Raw genomic sequence first — 21,968 nt, forward strand, 5'->3', positions numbered from 1 at the left:
GTCGGCAGCGGCCGTCAGATCCCGATCGAGACCTTCCGCAGGGTCTCACTCACCGTCCAGACCGTCCGCATGCCGGTGGTGAGCCGCATCACGGACCCGGGGCCGAGCTCCACCGGAGGGAGCACGGGCGCGGTGAACGTCACGGTCGCGCGACCGGAGAGCACGACGAACACCTCGTCCTCCTCGACGTCCACCGCGGTGCCCGGCGTCATCTCCCAGACGCCGATCTCGATCCCGCCTGCGTCGTCGAGCACCGTGTATGCCGTGGTCGGCGCGCCGTCGCGGACGTCCTCGTCGGGCAGCAGGGTGTGCGTCAGCGCGAGGCGTCCGGCGTCGACGACGGCCCCCGGGGGGAGCGCGGTCACGAGTCGAAGCCCATGCCGAGGGCGTCGAGCGTCTTCAGGAACAGGTTCCGGCGCCCCTCGTTGTGATCCGCCCTGTCCATCGCGGCGCGGACGAGGTTGATGCCGACGGACGCGGCCGGCTCCGGCGGGAACGGGATCGGCTTCTCGCGCACCATCCGGAGCTGCGTGCGCTCGGTCTCCTCGCCGGCGAGTTTGTCGAGCATGACATCGGCGGCGAACCGGGCGGCGCCGACCCCGAGGCCGGTGAACCCCGTGGCGTAGGCGACCCGGCCGCCGCGGGCGGTGCCGAAGAATGCGCAGAACCGGCTCGACGAGTCGATCGCCCCGGCCCAGCGGTGCGTGAAGTGGAGGCCGGCGAGCTGCGGGAAGGTGGTGAAGAAGTGCGAGGCCAGGCGCCGGTGGCTCTCCATCCGATCCTCGTAGGCGGGGCGCACCTTGCCGCCGAAGTGATAGACCGCGTCGTAGCCGCCGAACAGGATCCGGTCGTCCGCGGTGAGCCGGTAGTAGTGGAACTGGTTGGCGCTGTCGGCGAGCCCCTGGCGGTTCCGCCAGCCGATGGAGGCGAGCTGCTCGGCCGACAGCGGCTCCGTCATCAGCACGTAGTCGTACACCGGCACCGTCATGAGGCGGTTGCGCTTGAGGAGCGAGGGGAACACGTTCGTCGCGAGCGCCACCGCGTCGGCGGTCACTCGGCCGTGCTCCGTGACGAGGGTCACCGGACCGGAGTCCGCGCCCTCGATCCGCCGGACGAGGCTGTGCTCGTGGATCTCCACGCCGAGCTCGACGGCCACCCGCGCGAGCTCCAGACCCAGCTTCGCGGGGTGCACGAGAGCGCTGCCCTCCCGGTCCCACGCGCCGGCGAGGAACGTGGGGGAGTGCACCTCCGCCTGCACCGCTTCCTGGTCGAGGAACCCCTCCTCCTCGCGCAGCCACTCGACCTGATGCGGCTCCACGGCGACCGCGAGCTGGCCCGTCCGCTCGAACTCGGCATCCATGCCGTACCGCCGCACGGTCTCGGCGATGCCGTCGAGGTTCTCGTGGCCCAGCTCCTCGAGGCGGTCGATCTCCTCGGGCCAGCGGTTCACGCCGTTCTCGTGGCCGTGCGTGAGGCTGGACTCGCAGAAGCCGCCGTTGCGCCCGGACGCCGCCCAGGCCACGCGGGACGCCTCGAGGAGGACCACCCTCCGCTCCGGATCCCGTTCCTTCGCACGTACGGCCGTCCAGAGTCCGGTGTAGCCGCCGCCGACGACCACGAGGTCCGTGTGCACGGTGCCGCGGAGCGGCGGGTGCGCGGGACGCTCGACGTCGTCGAGCCAGAAGACCGACAGGGCCGTGTCGCGCAGGGCGTCGTCGATGACGGACTGCGGAGGACGCCGGCGTTCGAAGACCGTGGTGCCCATGTTCACTCCGATGCGAGGGGAGCGCGTCAGCGCGTTCCCCAGTTGTAGAGGTCTTTGTAGAGGCCGGCGTAGAGCAGGCTCTCCGTCTGGATGATGCCGGGGATGGTGCGGATGCGGGTGGCGATGAGGTCGAGCAGATGGTCGTCGTCCTCGCACACCGCCTCGACGAGGATGTCGAACGTCCCGAGGGTGACCACGACGTACGCGAGCTCCGGGATCGCCGTGAGCTCCTCCGCGATCGCGCGGGGGTCGCCCGACACCCGGATCCCGATCATCGACATGCGGTGGAAGCCGAGCTGCAGCGGGTCGGTCACGGCGACGATCTGGATCAGGCCCGATTCGGTCAGTCGCTGCACCCGCTGGCGGGCGGCGGCCTCGCTGAGCCCGACCTCCCGGGCGATCTCCGCGTAGGGGCGCCGACCGTCCTCCTGCAGCAGCTCGACGATGCGCTTCGAGATGTCGTCGAGGGCGGGGGGAGGCGTCTTCGGACTCATGTACCGATCGTGACATTCGTATGGGTGCTACGCAACTGAATCCGTCGATCTGTGGACGAAAAGCTACAGATTCCGCGTTCGGATGGCTACCATGGCGCTATGTCCTCACCGTCGACGATGACCGTGCCCCTGCAGAACTTCATCGGCGGCCGCGCCGTCACCGCAGCGGGGAGCGGGCGCCTGCCGCTCATCGATCCGGTGACGGAGGAAGCCTACGGCGAGATCCCGATCTCGGACCGTGCCGACGTGGATGCCGCGTACGCCGCGGCCGCGGAGGCGTTCCCGATCTGGCGGGACACGCCGCCGTCCGCGCGCCAGCTCGCCCTGTTCCGCATCGCCGAGGAGATGGCCACGCGGGCCGAGGAGTTCGCCGACCTCGAGTCGAAGGACACCGGCAAGCCCCGGGCGACGCTCGTCGCCGACGAGATCCTGCAGTCGGTGGACCAGCTGCGGTTCTTCGCCGGGGCCGCACGGAGCCTCGAGGGTCGAGCCGCCGCGGAGTACCTCCCCGGGCACACCTCCTTCGTGCGGCGGGAGCCGATCGGCGTGATCGGGCAGGTGACGCCGTGGAACTACCCCCTGAACATGGCGGTGTGGAAGATCGCTCCAGCGCTCGCCGCCGGGAACACCGTCGTGCTGAAGCCGGCGGAGTCCACGCCGCTCACCACGCTGCTGCTCGCGGAGATCGTCGCGCGACACACCCCCGCCGGCACCCTCAACATCGTTCTCGGCGACCGCGAGACCGGAGCAGCCCTCGTCGAGCATCCGACGCCGCAGATGGTGGCCATCACCGGCTCGGTGCGCGCGGGCATGGCCGTGGCCCGCTCGGCAGCCGACGACGTCAAGCGCGTGCACCTGGAGCTCGGCGGCAAGGCGCCCGCGATCGTCTTCCCTGACGCGTCGATCGAGAAGGCGGTCGAGGGCATCGTCACCGGGGCCTTCTTCAACGCGGGGCAGGACTGCACCGCGGCGACCCGGGTGCTCGTGCACGCGTCGGTGCACGACGAGCTCGTCGCCGCACTGGTTGAGCGGACCCGCACGCACGCGCGGACCGGGGCCCCGGACGACGAGGGCGTGCTGTACGGACCGTTGAGCAGCGCGGCCCAGCTCGCGCAGGTGCAGGGCTTCGTCGACCGGCTTCCCGCGCATGCGACGGTCGCGACCGGCGGGGCGCGGCAGGGCGATCGGGGCTACTTCTGGGAGGCGACCGTCGTGACCGGCGTGCAGCAGGACGACGAGGTCGTGCAGGGGGAGATCTTCGGGCCGGTGCTGACCGTGCAGCCCTTCGACACCGAGGAGGAGGCGCTCGCGATGGCGAACGACGTGCCGTATGCGCTCGCCGCATCGGTGTGGACGCGGGATCATGCCCGCGCCCTGCGCCTCTCCCGCGACCTCGACTTCGGGTGCGTGTGGATCAACACCCACATCCCGTTCGTGTCGGACATGCCGCACGGTGGTTTCAAGCACTCCGGATACGGGAAGGACCTGTCGCAGTACGGCTTCGACGACTACACCCGGATCAAGCACGTGATGAGCGCGCTCGACTGACGGCGGGACCGCTTCAGCGCGGGGCGAGGTGCTTGACGCGGCGGTGCTCGCGGAGCGTGAACTGCGGGCGCTGATCGATCTTCGTGGCCCCGTCGAGCTCCCACCCGTGCCGGGCGTAGAAGCCGTCGGCCCGGTCGTTGCCGTCGAGCACCCAGAGGTAGGCGCGGGTGTGGCCGGCGTCGATCATGCGCTGCTCGGCCGCGTCGAGGAGGGCGTGCCCCGCCCCCGTCGACCACGCGGTGGGATCGGCGTAGATGCCGTACAGCTCCGCATCGTCCAGGCCGTCGGGGTCGCGGCCGGAGCCGAACGACGCCCAGCCGACGACCGTGCCGTCGCGCTCGGCCACCAGGGTCCCGAGGCTCGTGGGGAGGGGGTCGGCGAAGATGCGGCGCCACCCGTCGGCGCGCTCCGAGACGGACAACCCGTCCAGCACCTCCTGGTCGATGAGGCCCTCGTAGGCCGCCTGCCACGAGCGCACGTGCACTCCGGCCACGGCCTCGGCATCGTCGGCGACGGCGTCTCGGATCACCAGGGGCGTCATCCCTCCACCCTATGCGGACCCCCCGACGTCACTCGGTCCCCTCCCGTGCCTTCCTCCTCCGACACCCGGGCACACCTGCACGACCCGGGTACGTCTGGGGGACCGAAACCCGTGTTCCGTCGTGCAACCGTGCCCGGGTCGTGCAGGTGACACAGCCGGAGGAGACGGGTCGACGGGTGCGACACGATGTGGCAGGCTGGCGGGCACCGACTCCGCACGAGAATCGACCCCCCAGAGGTTCCGCCGCATGTCACGACCCCTCGCAGGACCGCAGACCCTGCTCCGCACGCTCAACGGCCGCGCGATCCTCGAGCGTCTCGCCCGGAGCGGACCGCAGACTCGGGCCGAGCTCATGGCGGCGACCGGCCTCTCCCGCACGGCCGTGACCCAGGTGCTGCGGATGCTCGACGCCGCGGGAGCCGTCACCGCGGCCGGAGTCGACCGCGACACCCGCGGACCGGCGGCCGGCCGCGTCGCGCTGCACCCGGCCCTCGGCTTCGCGGCAGCGGTCCACGTGGACCATCACGCGGCCCACGTCGTCCTCGTCGACGCGACCGGCGCCGTCAGGGCCGAACGGCACGGCGCCTTCCCCGCGGGTGAAGACCGGGTCGCGCACATCGCCGCCCTCGTCGCGGCCTGCCGGCGATCCGTGAAGGGCGCGCTCCACCTCGCCGTCGTCGGAGTGCCCGGCATCGTCGCCGCCGACGGCGCGATCCGCGACGACCAGGGACCGGACGGCGGCGCCTTCCGCTCGGCCCTCGCGACCGCCCTCGACTGCCCGGTCCGCGTCGAGAACGACGTCAACCTCGCCGCCCTCGCCGAGTCGACCACCGGCGTCGGCATCGACCTCGCGATCTTCGCGCTCCTGCTGCTCGACGACGACCTCGGCGCCGGCATCGTGATCGACGGGGCGCTGCACCGCGGGTTCTCCGGCGTGGCGGGCGAGGTCATGTACCTTCCGCAGACGCCGGTGCCCATCGGCGCCCCGGTCGCGGGCGCCACGGTGGTGCGCGACCTCGCCCTCGGCCTCGGACTGGATGTCGACGCGCCGTTCCTCGCCCACCTGGAGGCGGCGCGGCACGGCGACGAGGCGGCGCAGGCCCTCGTCGCAGAGATCGGACGGCGGCTCTTCCTCGCGGCGGGCAGCGTCGCCCTCGTGCTCGATCCCGAGGCCTTCATCCTCGGCGGGGAGGCGGTGCACCCGGCGCTCCTGGACGCGATCGAACGGGTCGCGGACGAGTTCTCCGCGCAGCTGCCGCTCCGGTTCCTCGCCTCGGCGTTCGGTCCGGAGGCGCCGCTCGTCGGAGCCGTCGGGGAGGCGGCCTCCGCGCTCCGTGCCGACGTCTTCACCCGGATCCTCACCCCCGCCCGCGCAGCCGCCGCCGGCCGCTGACCGCCCGCCCGACAGGACACGCCATGACCGCCTCCTCCGCCCTCGCCGACCGACTCGGACTGCCGTCCGGTGCCAGGGCGGTCATCCTCAACGCCGACGACTTCGGGATGTGCCATGCCGCCAACGCCGCGATCTCCGGTCTCCTCGTGCGCGGCCGGATCGACTCGGCGACGGTGATGGTGCCCTGCGCGTGGTCCCCGGAAGCACTCGCCTTCGCCGCCGCGCACCCGGACCTCGACGTGGGCGTGCACCTCGTGCTCACGAGCGAGTGGCGCCGGTACCGATGGCGCCCGCTCACCGGCGCCTCGACCCTGGTCGGTGCCGACGGCTTCTTCCCCGCCGACGTCGCGACGGTGGAGCAGCACGCCTCCGAAGCGGACGTCGCGGCCGAGATCGCCGCCCAGCTGCAGACCGCGCTCTATGCCGGCGTCGACGTGACCCACCTCGACAACCACATGGGATCCGTCTACGGGCTGCTGACCGGCCGCGATTTCCTGCGCGCCGTCTTCGAGCTCGCCGCCCGGCACGGCCTCCCCTTCCGCCTGCCCCGCGAGATGGAGGGGGCGGACGCCGATCCGATGCTGCAGGCGAAGCTCACCGAGGCCGCAGCGGTGGCCGATGCGTTCGGCGTGGAGATCGTCGACCGGCTGTGGACGCACCCGTTCGAGCTGCGCGGCGAGGGCACCGCCGACGAGGAGTCGTACGAGCAGGTCCGAGACGGCTTCCTCGCGGTGCTGCGCGCCGTCCCGCCCGGGGTCACCGAGATCTACCTGCATCCGATGGCCGACGGCGAGGAGCTGCGCGCCGCGGTGGACTTCGCGGCGGCCAAGCGCGGCTACGAGCTGCGGCTGCTCGACGACCCTCTCGTGCAGCAGACGATCGCCGAGGAGGGCCTGGTCCGCGTCGGCTGGCGCGCGCTGCGGGACCTGCAGCGCGGAGACGCCCGGTGACGGCGCTCGGCGAACGGCTGCGCGACCGCCGGCTCGACGCCGCTCCCACCCGCGCCCAGACCATCGCCTTCGGGGCCTCAGGGTTCCCGACGCAGCTGATGACGCAGACCTTCTCGGCATTCGTCGTGTACTTCTACGTCTCGCACCTCGCCGTCCCCGCGGGATGGGTGGCGGCGGCGATGATCGCGCACGGCATCCTCAACGCGGCACTCAACCCGGTCGTCGGGGCGCTCTCCGACCGGATCCGCACGCCGTGGGGCCGCCGCATCCCGTGGATCGGGCTGGGCATCGTGCCGCTCGTCGTGGCCTTCGCCCTCGTCTGGATGCCGCCCGCGCTCCCGGCGGCCGGGCTCATCGTCTGGTTCCTCGTGGTCGTCGCGGTCTACGACATCGCCTTCGTCGTGGTGGTGCTGAACATCTCCGCGCTGTTCCCGGAGATCTTCCGGACCACGGAGGAGCGCGCCCGCGGGAACGTGCCGCGGCAGATCTTCGCGATCCTCGGCATGGTGCTCGGCACGGCCGGCGCTCCAGCGCTCTACGACGCGATCGGCTGGCCGGGGATGGCGCTCGTGCTGTCTGGTGTCTGTCTCGTGCTGCTCGCCTGGTCGTTCCTCGGCGGGATGATCGAGCGCCGGGTACCGGAGGCCGCCTCCGAGGCGATGCGCTGGCGGGACCAGCTCATCTACACGTTCCGCAACCGCGCCTTCGTGCCGTACGTGCTGGGCTCGCTCTGCGTGCAGACCTCGATCGCCGTGATCCTCGCCGCCGTGCCGTTCTACGTCCGCTACTCGCTGGGGGCGGCCGAAGGCGAGGGGAGCCTCCTGCTCGGCGCCATCTTCGTCACGGCCATCCCGTCGATCGTGCTGTGGAGCGCGGTGGTCCGGCGCACCTCCCCGCGCACGGCCCTGCTGTGGAGCGTCGGGGTGTTCGGGGTCGTGGTGCTCGGCTACCTCATCCCGACGTCCGTGGGGGCGGCGGCTCTCGTCGGCATCGCGGTCGGCGTCGGCGTCGGCGGGCTGCTGCAGCTCCTCGAGGTCGTGCTCGCCCAGATCATCGACGACGATGCGCACCGCACGGGCCACCGCCGCGAGGGCGCCTACTTCGGCGTGAACGGCTTCGTCGTCCGCGGCTCCGTCGTCCTCCAGGCGATCGTCGCCGCGGCCGTGCTGACCGCGACCGGCTTCGACGCCGAGCTCGGCGACGCGCAGCCGGAGGCCGTCGACGGCGGCATCCGGCTCATGCTGGCGGTCATCCCGCTGGCGTTCACCGCCGTCGGGTGGCTGTGCTTCTGGCTCTACCCACTGCGCACGCGCGACGTCTGAGGTCAGCCGGCGGCGCGGCGGGCCTCCCAGCCCGTACGCACCATCTCGTCGACCGTGTAGCGCATGGTCCAGTCGAGGTCGCGGGCCGCGAGTTCGCCGGTCGCCACGATCCGATCCGGGTCGCCGGGGCGGCGCGGACCGATCTCCGGGGTGAAGTCGATGCCGGTGACGCGGGCGACCGCATCCATGATCTGCTTCACGCTGAGGCCGTCGCCGGAGCCGAGGTTGTACGCGGGCTCGATCGGAGCGCCCGAGGCCAGGCGCTGCGCTGCGGCGACGTGGGCGGCGGCGATGTCGCCGACATGCACGTAGTCGCGGACGTTCGTGCCGTCAGGGGTGTCGTAGTCGTCGCCGAAGATCTTGGGGGTGCGGCCCTCGATCAGCGCCTCGAAGACGATGGGGAAGAGGTTGTGCGGGCTGACGTCGTAGACCGTCGGGTCGGCCGAGCCCACGACGTTGAAGTACCGCAGCGAGGTGTGGCGCAGCGGGCGGTCGGAGTCGGCGGTGGCGATCGCCTGATCGCGGAGCAGCCATTCGCCGATGAGCTTGGACTCGCCGTACGGGCTCGCGGGCTTCTTGGCGGTGTCCTCGACGACGAGCGACACATCCGGGGTGCCGAACACGGCGGCCGACGAGGAGAAGACGATGTTCGCGACGCCCGCCGCCGCCATCGCCTCCAGGATGATCCGCGTGCCCTCGACGTTCTGGGCGTAGGTGTGCAACGGGCGCTGGACCGAGACGCCGGCGTATTTGTAGCCCGCCACGTGGATCACGCCCTCCGCCTCGTGCGTGCGCAGCGTCTCCTCGACGAGGGCGCGGTCGAGGATGCTGCCCTGCACGAACGGCACGCCCTCCGGCACGAAGGAGGCCACACCGCTGGAGAGGTCGTCCAGCACGACGGGGGAGAGGCTGGCCTCCGCGAGGGCGCGGACGACGTGGGCACCGATGTAGCCGGCGCCGCCGGTGACGATCCAGGACATGCGTTCCTCTCCTGCCGCGGCGGTGGCGGCTCGACCCTTCATTGTGTCAGGCGTCGCGGCGCGGACCTGCGGACGGGCTGACCTCGAACAGGTGCGGGGCGACGAAGCCCTCGGCAGCGAACCGCCCCCGCACCGCGTCGGCGAGGTGGGGCACGGCGTCGCGGTCGACGAGGGCGATCGCGGCGCCCCCGAACCCGCCGCCGGTCATGCGTGCACCCACCGCGCCCGACGTGAGGGCGGTCTCCACGGCGGCGTCGAGCTCGGGCGTCGAGATCTCGAAGTCGTCGCGCATGGACGCGTGGGAGGCGACGAGGAGGTCGCCGATGCCGCGCGCGCCCGCGGTGCGCAGGGTCGCGACGGTGTCCTGCACGCGCTGATTCTCCGTGACGATGTGCCGCACGCGGCGGAAGGTCACGTCGTCCATCAGGCTCTCGGCACGGGCGAGGTCGGCCACCGCGACGTCGCGCAGCGCCGGCACGCCGAGGATCGCGGCCCCGCGCTCGCACGCGGCGCGGCGCTCCCGGTAGCCGCCGGTGGAGTGCGCGTGCGTGACACGGGTGTCCATCACGAGCACCGCGAGTCCGGCATCGGCCATGCCCAGCGGCACGACCTCGGCGGCGAGGGAGCGGCAGTCGAGGAAGATCGCGGCGTCGGGCTCGCCGAGCATCGAGGCCATCTGGTCCATGATTCCGGTGGGCGCGCCCACGGCCTCGTTCTCCGCCGTCCGCCCGACGCGGGCGAGGGCCACGGCGTCGAGATCGGTGCCCCAGAGCTCGTTCAGTGCCGCGGCCGTCGCGCCCTCGATCGCAGCGGACGACGAGAGCCCGGCGCCCACCGGGACGTCGGAGGCGATCGCGATGTCCAGGCCGGAGACCGCGGTCACGCCGGCCGCTGCACGGAGCGCCCAGGCGACGCCCAGCGGGTAGGCGGCCCACTCCGGCACCGCGGGCTCCGTCCCGGGAGGGGTGGGGAAGAGGCGGTCCAGCTCGTCGAGGGCCACTTCCACCGGCTCGTCCGCGAAGGTCGAGGCGACGCGGAGCCGGCCGTCGGCGCGGCGACCGACCGCGGCGACCGTCCGCTGCGGGATGGCGAACGGGAGCACGAAGCCGTCGTTGTAGTCGGTGTGCTCGCCGATGAGGTTCACGCGTCCCGGCGCCGACCAGACGCCGTCCGGGGTGCGCCCGGCGAGGGCGGCGAAGAGCTCGGCGGCGGCGTCGTGTGCGGAGGTCATGCGGAAGCTTCCTGATCGGTGCGGGCGATCGCTTCGCGGAGTCGGGCGGCGCCCTGCTCGGGCGCGACCTCGGCGGCCCACGCCCACATCGCGGCCTCGGAACCCGCGAGGAACTTGAGCTTGTCGGCGGCGCGGCGCGGGCTCGTGAGCTGCAGGTGCAGGCGCACGGTGTCGCGGCCGACGTGGACCGGAGCCTGGTGCCAGGCCGCGATGTACGGCGTCGGGCTGTCGTAGAGCGCGTCGACACCGCGGAGGAGGCGGAGGTAGAGCGGGGCGAGCTCGTCGCGCTCCTCCGCCGTCGTCTCGGCGAGGTCGGGCACGTGCCGATGCGGCATGAGGTGCACCTCGAGCGGCCACCGCGCCGCGAAGGGCACGAACGCCGTCCAGTGCTCGCCGCGGAACACCACCCGCTCGGACGCCTGCTCCTCGGCGAGGATGCGGGCGAAGAGGTCGGGCGCGGTGCGGTCGACCGCGTCCAGCACCCGGGCGGTGCGCGGGGTCACGTAGGGGTACGCGTAGATCTGGCCGTGCGGGTGGGGGAGCGTGACGCCGATCGCCTCGCCGCGGTTCTCGAACGGGAAGACCTGCTGGATGCCGGGGAGGGCGGACAGGGCGGCGGTGCGGTCGGCCCAGGCCTCGATCACGGTGCGGGCGCGGGTCACGGTCTGCGTCCCGAAGGAGCCGGAGTGCTCGGGGCTGAAGCACACGACCTCGCAGCGGCCGACCGCGGTACGGGTGCGCCCGAGTCCGAGGGCCGCGAGGTCGTCGAGGCCGCGCGGGGGGTTCGTCGCCCCGGGGGCGGTGCCGACCGGCTCGGCGAGGGCGGGGCCGAACGCGGGGGAGCGGTTCTCGAACACGGCCACGTCGTACCGGGACGGCACCTCGGACGGATTCCCCGGCGTCTGCGGCGCGAGCGGGTCGGCGTCGGCTCCCGGCATCATGACGCGGTTCTGGCGGTTGGCGGCGACGGTGATCCAGTCGCCCGTGAGCACGTCGAGCCGCATGGTCGCGGTGTCCGGCCGCGGGGCCAGGGTGCGGGCGTCGACCGACCGCTCGGCACCGAGAGTGGTGTCCGGGTCGTCGTAGTAGATGAGGTCGCGGCCGTCGGCGAGGGTGGTCGGGCGCTTGACGACACCGGCGCCGAGACGCTCCGTGGGGACCTCCGGGGATGCGGGCGTGTTCACGTCAACATGGTAGGCACGGCCGCGTGCTAACGTCAACACGACGGAGTTGTGAACGGAGGTTCCCGTGGCCGAGAAGCCCACGACGGCCGCGCGCGTGTCCATGGCCACCGTCGCGGCGCGCGCCGGCGTCTCCGGACAGACGGTCTCCCGCGTCGTCAACGGCAGCCCCCGGGTCGACCCGCAGACCCGGGCGCGGGTCGAAGCCGCCATGGCCGAGCTCGGCTACCGACCGCATCGGGCGGCGCGGGCCCTGCGCACCGGGCGCAGCCATACCCTCGGCCTCGTCGTCACGACCCTGGCCACGGTCGGCAACTCCCGGATGCTGCAGGCCACGGCCGAAGCGGCGGCGGTCCGCGGATACGCGCTCACCGTCGTCACCGCTGCCGACGGCGTGGAGGCCGCGTTCGCCCGGCTCGCCGATCAGGGTGTGGACGGGGCTCTCGTGCTGAACGAGGCCTCCGCGCTCGTCCCCGCCGCGACCCTGCCGCCGGAGCTGCACCTCGTCGTCGTGGATGCCCCCGCCGGCGCCGGAGCGGCCGTGGTGCACAGCGATCATGCCGCGGGATCGCAGGCCGCCACCCGCCACCTGCTCGATCTCGGGCACGAGACCGTCCACCACCTCGCGGGACCGGCGGGCTCGTTCGCCGCCGCCGAGCGCGAGCGGGGCTGGCGCGAGGCCCTGGCGGATGCCGGCGTCGTGCCACCGCCGGTCGTGCGCGGCGACTGGAGCGCGGAGTCGGGCTTCGCCGCGGGCGCGGCTCTGGGCACGGCGACCGCGGTGTTCTGCGCCAACGACCAGATGGCGCTCGGGCTGCTGCGGGCGGTGGCGGAGTCCGGGCGGGCGGTTCCGTCGGACGTCAGCGTGGTCGGCTTCGACGACATCCCCGAGGCGGCGAACTTCCTCCCGCCGCTCACGACCGTCCGGCAGGACTTCCCGGCGCTCGCGCAGCAAGCGGTCACGGCGCTGATCGCGGCCGTCGAGGGCGACGCGACGGCGACAGACCGCGCCGCGCCCGTGGTGGTGCCGACCCGGCTCGTGGAGCGGGCGAGCACGGCACACCGCTGACGCTCATCCGCGGGGCAGCTGCTCGTCCGGACGAAAGGTCGTCGCGGCGCCGTCCGGCCACGACACCGTCGCCTCCCCTCCCTGCAGATCGAGTTCCGGTGGAACGGCGGAGCCCCCGAGCAGCACGCCCACCGCGATCCAGGTGTCGGGTCGCACCGGCGCGTAGAGCCACGGGGTGACGGTCTCCGGGCCGAGCGGGGTCACGTCCCGCTCCCGCCGGACCCCCGCGGTCGCGTCGTCGAGGCCGTGGAGGCCGACCACCCGACTCTGCGTCTCCCCGCCGGGGGTGAGGGCGGCGGTGACGGCGGCGGGGCCGGTCCCGACCACGGTGGCGGCGGACAGGGCCCATCCGCCGATGCGGAGGACGTCGCCGTCGTGGATCGCTCCGTCCGGCCCTGCGCCCGCCCGGACCCGCACGAGCCGCACCTCCCACGGTCCGCGCACCACCGACACCACATCGACCACCGGGCCGACCGTGGTCTCGACGGCCATGCCGCCTCCGCCGACGTCGAATTCCATGCGGACGCCGTCGTGCCAGTGCACGGGGCCGCAGGAGCCGCCGAGCGCCGTGCCGTCCGTCTCCCTCAGCATTCCCGTCAGGAAGCCCGAGCGGTGGCTCGCTCGGCCCCCGCGCACCACGGCGACCGTGCCGTCGAGCGGGTCGCGTGCCGCCGGGCCGGCGAGAACGGGGGCGGTCGCGGTGCTGTACCCGAGCTTCGCGTACAGGGGAGCATCGGGCTGGAACGCACCGGGGGTGCGGTGGTCGGTGCCGTGGTTGACCACGCGCACGATGCCGTCCGCGGTGCCCGTCGCCAGCCACCCCGGGGCGAGGAGGACGCGGGTGAACGGGCCCCGATCGATCGGCAGGGGCTGTTCGACGGCGGTCCAGAACGGATGCGTGGCGGGGAGGGCGAGCGGCAGGAGACCCTTCGCCGCCCAGTACGGGGAGCCGGGGCCGGAGTAGTCCTGGGCGAGCGGGCGCCAGGCGCCGTACCAGCCGAGGGGCAGCACTCCGGTCGCATCCGGCGCACCGCGGGCGGTGAAGTGCCGGACCTGACCGCTCACCGTCCGGCGCAGGAGGCCGGGGTCATGCCGCGAGGTGCCGGAGAACGCCGCGACCCCGGCCGCGGCGGCCGTCGCGAAGCGGTAGGTGAGGCTGCGTCCCTGGATGAGCGGTCCGCCGTCGGCGCCGACGAGGTGCAGCGCGTCGTCGAGGAACGCGTCGAGCCGGCGGCGGTACCGGGCGACCCGGTCCGTGTGCCGCGGCTCCGCGCCGACCATGTCCGCCCAGAGCAGCGGATAGAAGGACAGCGCCCAGCCGGCGTAGTGGTCGAACGACCGGGCGGCGCCGTCGGCGCTCCAACCGTCCTCGCGTTCGAAGCCGTCGAGGAGCGCGAGGTCGGTCGCGCGATCCGCGGCTGAGTACGGCCCACCGACGCTCTCCAGGAACTGCTCGACGAGCACCCGGAACCACGCCCAGTTGTTCGGCGGGTAGCTGCCGCCGACGAACGCCGCGAGGTAGTCCACGGTGTGGGTCCGCGCCGTGTCGTCGAGGCGCGCCCACACCGTGTCGCGCGTGAGGTGCAGGCCCAGCGCGAGCGCCGCCGCCTCGACCTTCGCCTGGTCGACCTCATCGGGGCGCGGCCACCGTTCGGCACCGTCGGGGTCGACGCCCGCAGCGAGGCCCCGGGCGTAGCGGTCGGCCAGCGCCTCCGTGCCGAGCGGGTCGCCGGCGATGCGGAACGCGGCCAACAGGAACGTGCGGCTGAACCCCTCGAGCGCATCGACCGCGGCGCCGAAGCCACCGGGGGCGCCGGGGTAGCGGATGCCCGCGCCCGCCGGGCTCGCGTGACGGGCGGCCCCGTCGAGGATCGCATCGGCCACCGTCATCAGGTGCGCACGCGTCCATCCCGTGTACGGGGAGAGCGCGCGGTCGTCCGGAGGCAGCGCGAGGAGTGTCACGCGCTGTGCGCGAGGTCGGCGCGGTGCACGGGGTGCCGCGGCGGACGGCCGGCCACCCACGCCTCCAGCTCGTCGAGGGCGGCGTCGGCCAGCCGATGCGCCTCGGTGCCGAGCGAGCCGGCGAGGTGCGGGGTGACCGCGACGTTCGGCAGGTGCAGCAGCGGGTGGTCGGGCGGAAGCGGCTCCGGGTCGGTGACGTCGAGGATCGCATCGAGGCGACCGGAGGCGCACTCCACGCGCAGGGCGTCGTGGTCGAGGAGGGCTCCGCGGGCGGTGTTGAGCACGGTGGCGCCGTCACGCAGGGTAGCGAGCTGCGCGCGGCCGATCATCCGCCGGGTCGCGGGCAGGGCGGGGGCGTGCAGGGAGAGCAGATCGACGGCGGGGAGCAGGGCGTCGAGCGGGACGAGCCGGGCGCCGGCCGCGGCCACCTCCTCGGGGTCCGCGTGCGGGTCGGCCACGAGCACCTGCAGCCCGGGGAAGGGCCGCAGCAGGTCGACGACGCGGCGCCCGATGCGGGAGAACCCGACGATGCCGACCGTGCGGTCGAGGTTGCCGATGCGGCCCCCGGCGCGGGGGCCGACGCGCAGGTCGTGCTGTGCGTCGGCGGTACGGAGCGGGAAGAGGGCGCGCTTGCCGGAGAGCAGGATCATCGCGAGCGTGTACTCCGCGACGGGAGCCGCGTTGGCCTCGGCGGCCGAGGTGAGCAGGATGTCGCGTTCCCAGAACGCGTCGGACACGAGGCCGCGCACGCTCCCTGCCGCGTGGAAGACGGCGCGCAGCCGGGGGAGACGGTCGAGCAGGGGCGCGTCCAGGACCGGAGCGCCCCAGCCCGTCACCAGCACCTCCACGGCGGCGAGGCGGTCGTCCAGCGTCGGGGCGTCGAGAGCGGGGGCGTGCAGCGGACCGCCGGGCGCGGCGAGGGTCTGCAGGCGGGCGCGCCGACCGTCGTCGAACACGAGGTCCCACGCCTCCGTCGAGAGGGCGGCGAGGACGACTGGTCGAGGGGTCATGGGTCTCCGGGATCTCGGGTATGCGCTTGCCGAAGCGCGCGGTTCCAGTGAAGACTGTGCGTTCGAGTGCAGGCAACGTGATCGAACCGAAACCCTGCTGATCGAACACACTCGAACAACGAAGGCGAGAACCGGATGCTGATCCCCCGCGGCACCCTGAGCGATCTGTGGCGCGAGCACGGCGCCGTCGATCGGCCCGTCGTGCCGCCGAGCACCGACCGGGAGGCATGGACGTCCGTGGCGCCCGAACTCCGCGCGACGATCCTGGCGGCGGCGGACGGCGAGCGTCGCACCGCCTGGGCACAGCCGCTCCTCTCGCAGTGGGCCGCCTACGCCCGCACCGGTGACCGCGCCGGCTGGGAGGGGGCGGTCTTCCGCCGCGACCTCAGGCTCCGCCGCGCCGTCCTGGCCGCTGCCGTCGACCCGGTGGCCGAGCGGCTGGACGAGGTCGCGGACGGCCTGTGGCTCCTGGCCGAGCAGTCGACCTGGTGCTGGCCTGCTCACGACGACGCCTTCGCCCGCGGGCGCCGTGTGCCCGACATCGAGCGCCCCGTCCTCGACCTCGGTGCGGGGGAGGCGGCGGCGCTGGCGGGGTGGGCGGTGCTGGTGCTCGGCGAGGATCTCGACGCGCGCGCCCCCGGTCTGGTCGCACGGGTACGGGACGAGACGGTCCGCCGGGTGCTGCGCCCGTTCGTCGACCGCCGCGAGTGGGCATGGGAGGGGTCGGAGGAACGCGTGCACAACTGGGCGGCGTGGATCCACGGCAATCTGCTGCCGGCAGCGCTCGCCTTCGCGGACGAGCCGCTGCGTGCGCGGGTGCTCGCCCTCAGCATCGACGGCCTCGATCGCTATCTCGCCCAGCTTCCCGCCGACGGCGGCATCGACGAGGGCTTCGCCTACTGGTGGCAGGGAGCGGGGCGGGCGTTCGATGCGCTCGGCCTCCTCGACGCGCTCACCGCCGGTGCGGTGGCCGCCGCGATCCAGGACGGACGCCTCGCCGGGCTGCGCGAGCTCGCCCTCTTCCCGGAGCGCGTGCAGCTCGGGGAGGGGTGGGTGGCGAGCTTCTCGGATGCGGAGGCGCGCACGGGGGAGGCCCTTCCGTGGTCCGTGCTCCACCGGGCCGCCGTCCTGTGCGGTCTGGAGGTGACTGCCGCGTTCGCCGCGCGGCACCGCCGTCCGGGGCGCGTCATCGGAGACGAGGCGGATGTCGTCGCCGGTCTCGGCCGGACGCTGGCCGAGCTGTTCGACACCGACTGGCATGCGGCGCGTCCGGGGCCTGCGCCCCTGCCCGGACGCGTCGAGTTCACCTCCCTCGGCGTGGGACTGCGCCGCGAGCGGAGCGGCGATCCGCGGGGGCTCGCGGTCGTCGTCAAGGGCGGTCGCAACGACGAGAACCACAACCACAACGACCTCGGCGCGGTCGCGATCGCGGTCGACGGCGTTCCGGTCGTGATCGACGTCGGTCGAGCGACGTACACCGCGGCGACCTTCTCGGATGCCCGTTACCGCCTGTGGCACGTCACCAGCGGCTGGCACTCCACGCCGCTGGTCCGCGGGCGCGAGCAACAGCCCGGCGGCGCCTGGCGGGCCGCGGTGCAGGCGCGGAGCGACGGCTGGACCCTCGACCTCGGTGCGGCGTTCCCCGGCGGCGACCCGTGGCTGCGGACGGTGCTGCTGCGCGGCGGCGCGGTGACCGTGCGCGACGAGAGTCCGGCCCTCGCCGACCCGGCGACCCGCCTCGTGCTCGTGTGCGCGGGGACGCCCGAGGTGCACGGTGCCGGCGTCCTCCTCCCGGGTCCGGATGGGAAGCGGGGTCTGCGTATCGCCCACGATCCGGCGGACGTCGTCGTCGAGAGCAGGGCCGTGGACGATGCGCTCCTCGAGCGTTCGTGGGGGCCGGTGGTCTCGCGCGTGCTCTTCGCACCGCTCGACCGTCCGGAGCGCTGGGAGCTGCAGGGGAGGGCGGCATGAGCGAGGAGCGCCCGACCCCGCGTTTCGGCCTCTCCCGCCGGGAACGGATCCTGGACGAACTGCGCCGCACGGGGGCGGTGCGCGTGGCCGATCTCGCCCGCGACTTCGGGGTGGCGGAGCTCACCATCCGCCGCGACATCACGATGCTGGCGGACCGCGGGCTGCTGACCAGGGTGCACGGCGGAGCGGTGCTGCGGAGCACGCTGGACACGACCGTCGCGCGGGCCGCCCTCCCCGGGCCGCAGTTCCGCATCGGGATGGTGGTGCCGTCGCTGAGCTACTACTGGCCGCAGATCGTCGTCGGCGCCCGGAGTGCCGGGGCGGAGGCGGGGGTGCAGCTCGTGCTCCGCGGGGCCAGCTACGCCGCGCAGGACCAACGCCGCCAGATCGCGGCGCTCCTGGAGTCCGGGACGGTGCACGGGCTGATCGTGGCCCCCGAAACGCAGGGTGCCGACGGACACGCGCTGCTCTCCTGGCTGGACACGCTCCCGGTGCCGGTCGTGCTCGTGGAGCGCCGGACCCCGCCCGCTCTCGCCCTCACCCGGATGCAGACCGTGGCGACCGACCACGCGTTCGGGGGCGCGCTCGCCGCCGGGCACCTCGCCGCACTCGGACACCGGCGGGTCGGGATCCTCACCTCTCCGCAGTCACCGACCTCCGCCGGGCTGCGGCAGGGCTGGTCGCGGGCCGAAGCCGAGCTCGGGCTCACGGTGTCGGTGGACCGCGACACGGCCCTGGACCGGATGGAGGGATCGGCGCAGGCGGAGGTGGTCTCGGCGCTGCTCGCCGAGATTCGTGAGACGGGGGCGACGGCGCTGCTCGTGCACTCCGACCCGCAGGCGCTTCTGCTCCAGCAGCATCTGCAGGACGCGGGCTGGCGGCTGCCCGACGACCTCTCGCTCATCGCCTACGACGATGAGGTCGCCGAGCACGGGTCTCCGCCGCTCACCGCGCTGCGGCCGCCCAAGCAGCATGTCGGGCGCCGTGCGGTCGAGCTCATCCGCGACCGCCTGCGCGAGGGCCCGAACCGGCCCGCGGAGCGCGTGGAGGTGGCTCCGGCGCTGCACGTGCGCGCCAGCACGGCCCCTCCGCGCTAGGGGCGGTTGCGAGGTCGTGCGTCTCATGCCATTATCTCGGAAAGCGCTTACCAAGATTCTCCTGTCAGCGCCGACAGCTTCCACCGAGAGGAACGGACCGAGATGGCACAGGCCCCCACCCGCGAGATCGGGATCATCATGAACGGCGTCTCCGGGCGCATGGGATACCGGCAGCACCTGGTGCGGTCGATCCTCGCGATCCGCGACGAGGGCGGGATCGAGCTCCCGGACGGCACGCGCGTGACCGTGCGGCCGATCCTCGTCGGACGCAGCGAGGCCAAACTCGCCGAACTGGCCGCGAAGCACGGCATCGAGGACTGGACGACCGACCTCGACGCCGCCCTCGCCGACCCGCGATGGGAGATCTACGCCGACTTCCTCGTCACGAAGGCCCGGGCGTCCGCGATCCGCAAGGCCATCGCCGCCGGCAAGGCGATCTACACCGAGAAGCCCACCGCCGAGTCGCTGGACGAGGCCCTGGAGCTCGCGCGGCTGGCGCGCGACGCCGGTGTGAAGACCGGCGTCGTCCACGACAAGCTCTACCTCCCGGGGCTGCAGAAGCTCAAGCGCCTCATCGACTCCGGCTTCTTCGGCCGCATCCTCTCCGTCCGCGGCGAGTTCGGCTACTGGGTGTTCGAGGGTGACTGGCAGCCCGCGCAGCGTCCGAGCTGGAACTACCGCACGGAGGACGGCGGTGGCATCATCACCGACATGTTCCCGCACTGGAACTACGTGCTGGAGAACCTCTTCGGCGAGGTCAAGAGCGTCTACGCCCAGGCCGCCGTGCACATCGCCGACCGCTGGGACGAGAAGGGCGAGCACTACACGGCCACGGCCGAGGATGCCGCCTACGGCATCTTCGAGCTCGACGGCGGGGCGATCGCCGAGATCAACTCCTCGTGGACCGTGCGGGTGAACCGTGACGAGCTCGTGGAGTTCCAGGTTGACGGCACGCACGGCTCCGCCGTCGTGGGGCTGTTCGGCGCCAAGATCCAGCCGCGCAACGCCACGCCCAAGCCCGTGTGGAACCCCGACCTGGAGGACAGCCACGACTACGACGCCGACTGGCAGCAGGTGCCGACGAACGACGTGTTCCAGAACGGCTTCCGGCAGCAGTGGGAGGAGTACCTCACCTCTTTCGTCCTCGGCACGGACTATCCGTTCGACCTGCTCGCCGGCGCGCGCGGGGTCCAGTTCGCCGAGGCCGGACTCGCGTCCAGTGCCGAGGGGCGCAAGATCGTGCTCGAGCCGCTGACCCTGGACCGGGCATGACCACGCTCCGCCTGCTCGCCGCCGACGGCCGCACCGCCGACACGGAGCTCCGGGAGGCCGACGCCGTCACGCGGCCGCAGGGCCCGCTCCGCAGCCGGGTGGCCTACGCCGCCGCGCACGTCGTTCCGAAGGCGTACGCGGACAACACCCCGGGGCAGCCGGCCGACATCGACTGGGACGCGACGCTCGCGTTCCGCCGCAACGTGTACTCGTGGGGACTCGGCGTGGCCGACGCGATGGACACCGCGCAGCGCAACATGGGTCTGGATGCGACGGCGGTGCGCGAGCTCATCACCCGCAGTGCGGAGGTCGCCCGCGAGGAGGGCGGCGCGGTCGTGGTCGGGGTCAACACCGACCACATCGAGGAGGCGCGCATCCCGCTCGATCAGGTGATCGCCGCCTATCTCGAGCAGCTGCACTTCGCCGAGGAGCAGGGGGCGGGGCCGGTGCTCATGGCCTCGCGGCACCTGGCCAGGGTCGCGGAGAGCGCGGACGACTACCGCCGCGTGTACCGGGAGGTGCTCTCCCGCGCATCGGTCCCCGTCGTGCTCCACTGGCTCGGCACCGCGTTCGATCCGGAGCTGGCGGGGTACTTCGCGCCCTCGTCCTCCGGGGGGAGCGGCGGTCCCGCGTGGCAGGAGGCCGCCGAGGTGCTGCTCGACATCATCGGCGAGAACCGCGCCGCGGTCGCCGGCGTGAAGATGAGTCTGCTCGACGCGGAGTCCGAGGTCTGGGTCCGCGAGCGGCTGCCGGAGGGCGTGCGCATGTTCACCGGCGACGACTTCCACTACGTCGGCCTCATCGGCGGGGACAGTCTGACCGATGCGGCCGCGCCCGAGGGGTCCGCGTCACGCGGCCACTCGGATGCGCTGCTCGGCGCGTTCGCCGCTCTCGCCCCGGTGGCCTCCGCCGCGATCCAGGCGCTCGACGCGGAAGACCCCGAGCGGTACCTCGCCCTCCTCGGACCGACGGAGGAGCTGAGCCGACAGGTGTTCGCGGCACCGACCTTCTATTACAAGACCGGGGTCGCCTTCCTGTCGTGGCTCAACGGTCATCAGCCGGCGTTCCAGATGGTCGGGGGGCTGCACTCCGCGCGGAGCCTGCCGCACCTCAGCCGCATCGTCGAGCTGGCCAACGGAGCGCTCGCCCTGGAGAGGCCGGAGCTCGCGCGGGAGCGCTGGCACGGCCTGCTCCGGCTGAACGGGGTGGACGCATGACCGCCTCGCGGAGCCTGGCGGCGGAGAGTGAGTCCCGGGCGGCCGGCGTCGGGACCGTGCCGCACCCGCGGCTCTCGATCAACCAGGCCACCGTGAAGCACGCGGATCTCGCGACGGCCCTGCGCGTCACGGCGGCCGCGGGGGTCGAGGCCATCGGCCTGTGGCGGGAACCCGTGCAGGAGGTGGGCCTCGATGTCGCCGCCCGCATGCTGACCGATTCCGGCCTGCGCTTCACGACGCACTGCCGCGGGGGCTTCTTCACGCTGCCCGTCGGTCCGGAGCGCGAAGCCGCGCTCGACGACAACCGCCGGGCGATCGAGGAGGCTGCCACCCTCGCGGCGGCCGGTGCGGAGGGCTCGACCGCAGTGCTGGTCCTCGTGGCCGGGGGTCTGCCCGAGGGGTCGCGCGACCTCCGCGGGGCGCGCGAGCGTGTCCGCGACGCCATCGGCGCCCTCGCGGACGACGCTCGAGCCGCCGGGGTCACCCTCGCGATCGAGCCGCTGCATCCGATGTACGCCTCCGACCGCGCGGTGGTCTCCACCCTCGGTCAGGCGCTCGACATCGCCGCGGACTTCGACCCTGCCGTGGTCGGAGCCGCCGTCGACACGTTTCACATCTGGTGGGATCCGCAGGTGCTCGACCAGATCGCCAGGGCCGGACGCGAGGGCCGCATCGCCACGTACCAGGTGTGCGACTGGAAGACCCCCCTCGCCGCTGACCCCCTCCTCTCCCGGCACTATCCGGGGGACGGGGTGATCGATTTCGCACCCCTCACCCGGGCCGTGCAGGACACCGGCTACGACCGTGACATCGAGGTGGAGATCTTCCACGCCGACGTCTGGGCCGACGACCCGGTTCGTGTGGTCCGCCGCACGGCCGAGGCCTTCGCGACGGCGGTCGCCCCCCACCTGTGAGTCCCGGCCCCGTCCCCACCGAGGTTCCGGATGCACGACCCCGCCACGGAT

General features: G+C 73.3%; 19 protein-coding genes. 10 read left to right on the forward strand and 9 right to left on the reverse strand.

Annotated elements, in window-relative coordinates; all coding sequences use genetic code 11:
* Nucleotides 1-14 precede the first annotated feature (14 nt).
* From AB0300_RS14620 to AB0300_RS14630, 3 genes are read right to left on the reverse strand one after another with little or no spacing between them, the layout of a single operon-like run.
* Nucleotides 15-365 (reverse strand): cupin domain-containing protein, encoded by a 351-nt coding sequence (locus AB0300_RS14620; protein WP_366216270.1) that lies wholly within the window; start codon nt 363-365, stop codon nt 15-17.
* Entirely contained in the window at nt 362-1,765 is a 1,404-nt protein-coding gene (locus AB0300_RS14625) for an FAD-dependent oxidoreductase (protein ID WP_338566786.1), read from the reverse strand. The genes AB0300_RS14620 and AB0300_RS14625 overlap by 4 nt, the downstream gene beginning before the upstream one ends.
* Before the next feature lie 26 nt (nt 1,766-1,791).
* Nucleotides 1,792-2,259, reverse strand: coding sequence for an Lrp/AsnC family transcriptional regulator (locus AB0300_RS14630; protein ID WP_025105441.1), 468 nt, complete (start codon nt 2,257-2,259; stop codon nt 1,792-1,794).
* A gap of 99 nt (nt 2,260-2,358) precedes the next feature.
* Between AB0300_RS14630 and AB0300_RS14635 the strand changes: the two genes are divergently transcribed.
* Entirely contained in the window at nt 2,359-3,807 is a 1,449-nt protein-coding gene (locus AB0300_RS14635) for a gamma-aminobutyraldehyde dehydrogenase (protein WP_366216271.1), read from the forward strand.
* A gap of 13 nt (nt 3,808-3,820) precedes the next feature.
* Here AB0300_RS14635 and AB0300_RS14640 read toward each other — a convergent pair whose 3' ends face one another.
* A complete protein-coding gene (locus AB0300_RS14640) occupies nt 3,821-4,348 on the reverse strand; it encodes a GNAT family N-acetyltransferase (protein WP_025105443.1) in 528 nt (175 codons plus the stop codon).
* 247 nt (nt 4,349-4,595) lie between these two features.
* Between AB0300_RS14640 and AB0300_RS14645 the strand changes: the two genes are divergently transcribed.
* The 3 genes from AB0300_RS14645 to AB0300_RS14655 are packed head-to-tail and all read left to right on the forward strand — an operon-like array spanning nt 4,596 to nt 8,013.
* Nucleotides 4,596-5,741, forward strand: a complete 1,146-nt coding sequence (locus tag AB0300_RS14645; protein WP_366216272.1) for an ROK family protein — start codon at nt 4,596-4,598, stop codon at nt 5,739-5,741.
* A gap of 23 nt (nt 5,742-5,764) precedes the next feature.
* Entirely contained in the window at nt 5,765-6,691 is a 927-nt protein-coding gene (locus AB0300_RS14650) for a polysaccharide deacetylase family protein (protein WP_366216273.1), read from the forward strand.
* The gene (locus AB0300_RS14655; protein WP_366216274.1) at nt 6,688-8,013 is read left to right on the forward strand and encodes an MFS transporter; all 1,326 of its coding nucleotides are present in this window, start codon (nt 6,688-6,690) and stop codon (nt 8,011-8,013) included. Before AB0300_RS14650 ends, AB0300_RS14655 begins: the two co-directional genes overlap by 4 nt.
* Before the next feature lie 2 nt (nt 8,014-8,015).
* Here the strand turns inward: AB0300_RS14655 and galE are convergent, their stop codons facing one another.
* The 3 genes from galE to galT are packed head-to-tail and all read right to left on the reverse strand — an operon-like array spanning nt 8,016 to nt 11,408.
* On the reverse strand, nt 8,016-8,993 hold the full coding sequence (gene galE / locus AB0300_RS14660) for a UDP-glucose 4-epimerase GalE (protein WP_366216275.1): 978 nt from the start codon (nt 8,991-8,993) through the stop codon (nt 8,016-8,018).
* Nucleotides 8,994-9,039: 46 nt separating this feature from the next.
* Nucleotides 9,040-10,224 (reverse strand): galactokinase, encoded by a 1,185-nt coding sequence (gene galK, locus AB0300_RS14665; protein ID WP_366216276.1) that lies wholly within the window; start codon nt 10,222-10,224, stop codon nt 9,040-9,042.
* Nucleotides 10,221-11,408 carry a galactose-1-phosphate uridylyltransferase gene (galT, locus tag AB0300_RS14670; RefSeq protein ID WP_025105449.1) on the reverse strand — a complete coding sequence of 396 codons (1,188 nt, stop codon included), beginning with the start codon at nt 11,406-11,408 and terminating at the stop codon, nt 10,221-10,223. The genes galK and galT overlap by 4 nt, the downstream gene beginning before the upstream one ends.
* 100 nt (nt 11,409-11,508) lie before the next feature.
* Here galT and AB0300_RS14675 point away from each other — a divergent pair, with 100 nt between their 5' ends.
* Nucleotides 11,509-12,474 (forward strand): LacI family DNA-binding transcriptional regulator, encoded by a 966-nt coding sequence (locus AB0300_RS14675; protein WP_025105450.1) that lies wholly within the window; start codon nt 11,509-11,511, stop codon nt 12,472-12,474.
* A gap of 3 nt (nt 12,475-12,477) precedes the next feature.
* Here AB0300_RS14675 and AB0300_RS14680 read toward each other — a convergent pair whose 3' ends face one another.
* Nucleotides 12,478-14,436 carry a DUF2264 domain-containing protein gene (locus AB0300_RS14680; RefSeq protein WP_366216277.1) on the reverse strand — a complete coding sequence of 653 codons (1,959 nt, stop codon included), beginning with the start codon at nt 14,434-14,436 and terminating at the stop codon, nt 12,478-12,480.
* Nucleotides 14,433-15,446 carry a hydroxyacid dehydrogenase gene (locus AB0300_RS14685; RefSeq protein ID WP_366216278.1) on the reverse strand — a complete coding sequence of 338 codons (1,014 nt, stop codon included), beginning with the start codon at nt 15,444-15,446 and terminating at the stop codon, nt 14,433-14,435. Before AB0300_RS14685 ends, AB0300_RS14680 begins: the two co-directional genes overlap by 4 nt.
* Nucleotides 15,447-15,581: 135 nt before the next feature.
* Here AB0300_RS14685 and AB0300_RS14690 point away from each other — a divergent pair, with 135 nt between their 5' ends.
* The 5 genes from AB0300_RS14690 (at nt 15,582) to AB0300_RS14710 (ending at nt 21,917) form a co-directional block, all read left to right on the forward strand.
* Complete coding sequence (locus tag AB0300_RS14690) at nt 15,582-17,417, forward strand: heparinase II/III family protein (RefSeq protein ID WP_366216279.1); 1,836 nt, start codon at nt 15,582-15,584, stop codon at nt 17,415-17,417.
* Nucleotides 17,414-18,514, forward strand: coding sequence for a substrate-binding domain-containing protein (locus tag AB0300_RS14695; protein ID WP_366216280.1), 1,101 nt, complete (start codon nt 17,414-17,416; stop codon nt 18,512-18,514). The genes AB0300_RS14690 and AB0300_RS14695 overlap by 4 nt, the downstream gene beginning before the upstream one ends.
* A gap of 102 nt (nt 18,515-18,616) precedes the next feature.
* Nucleotides 18,617-19,786: a Gfo/Idh/MocA family oxidoreductase gene (locus AB0300_RS14700; RefSeq protein WP_085605948.1), complete on the forward strand. Its 1,170-nt coding sequence runs from the start codon at nt 18,617-18,619 to the stop codon at nt 19,784-19,786.
* Nucleotides 19,783-21,003 carry a DUF993 family protein gene (locus tag AB0300_RS14705; RefSeq protein ID WP_085605950.1) on the forward strand — a complete coding sequence of 407 codons (1,221 nt, stop codon included), beginning with the start codon at nt 19,783-19,785 and terminating at the stop codon, nt 21,001-21,003. Before AB0300_RS14700 ends, AB0300_RS14705 begins: the two co-directional genes overlap by 4 nt.
* Nucleotides 21,000-21,917, forward strand: a complete 918-nt coding sequence (locus tag AB0300_RS14710) for a sugar phosphate isomerase/epimerase family protein (RefSeq protein ID WP_366216281.1) — start codon at nt 21,000-21,002, stop codon at nt 21,915-21,917. The genes AB0300_RS14705 and AB0300_RS14710 overlap by 4 nt, the downstream gene beginning before the upstream one ends.
* The last annotated feature ends 51 nt before the right edge of the window (nt 21,918-21,968 follow it).

Source organism: Microbacterium sp. NPDC078814 (assembly GCF_040702645.1).
GTDB lineage: Bacteria > Actinomycetota > Actinomycetes > Actinomycetales > Microbacteriaceae > Microbacterium.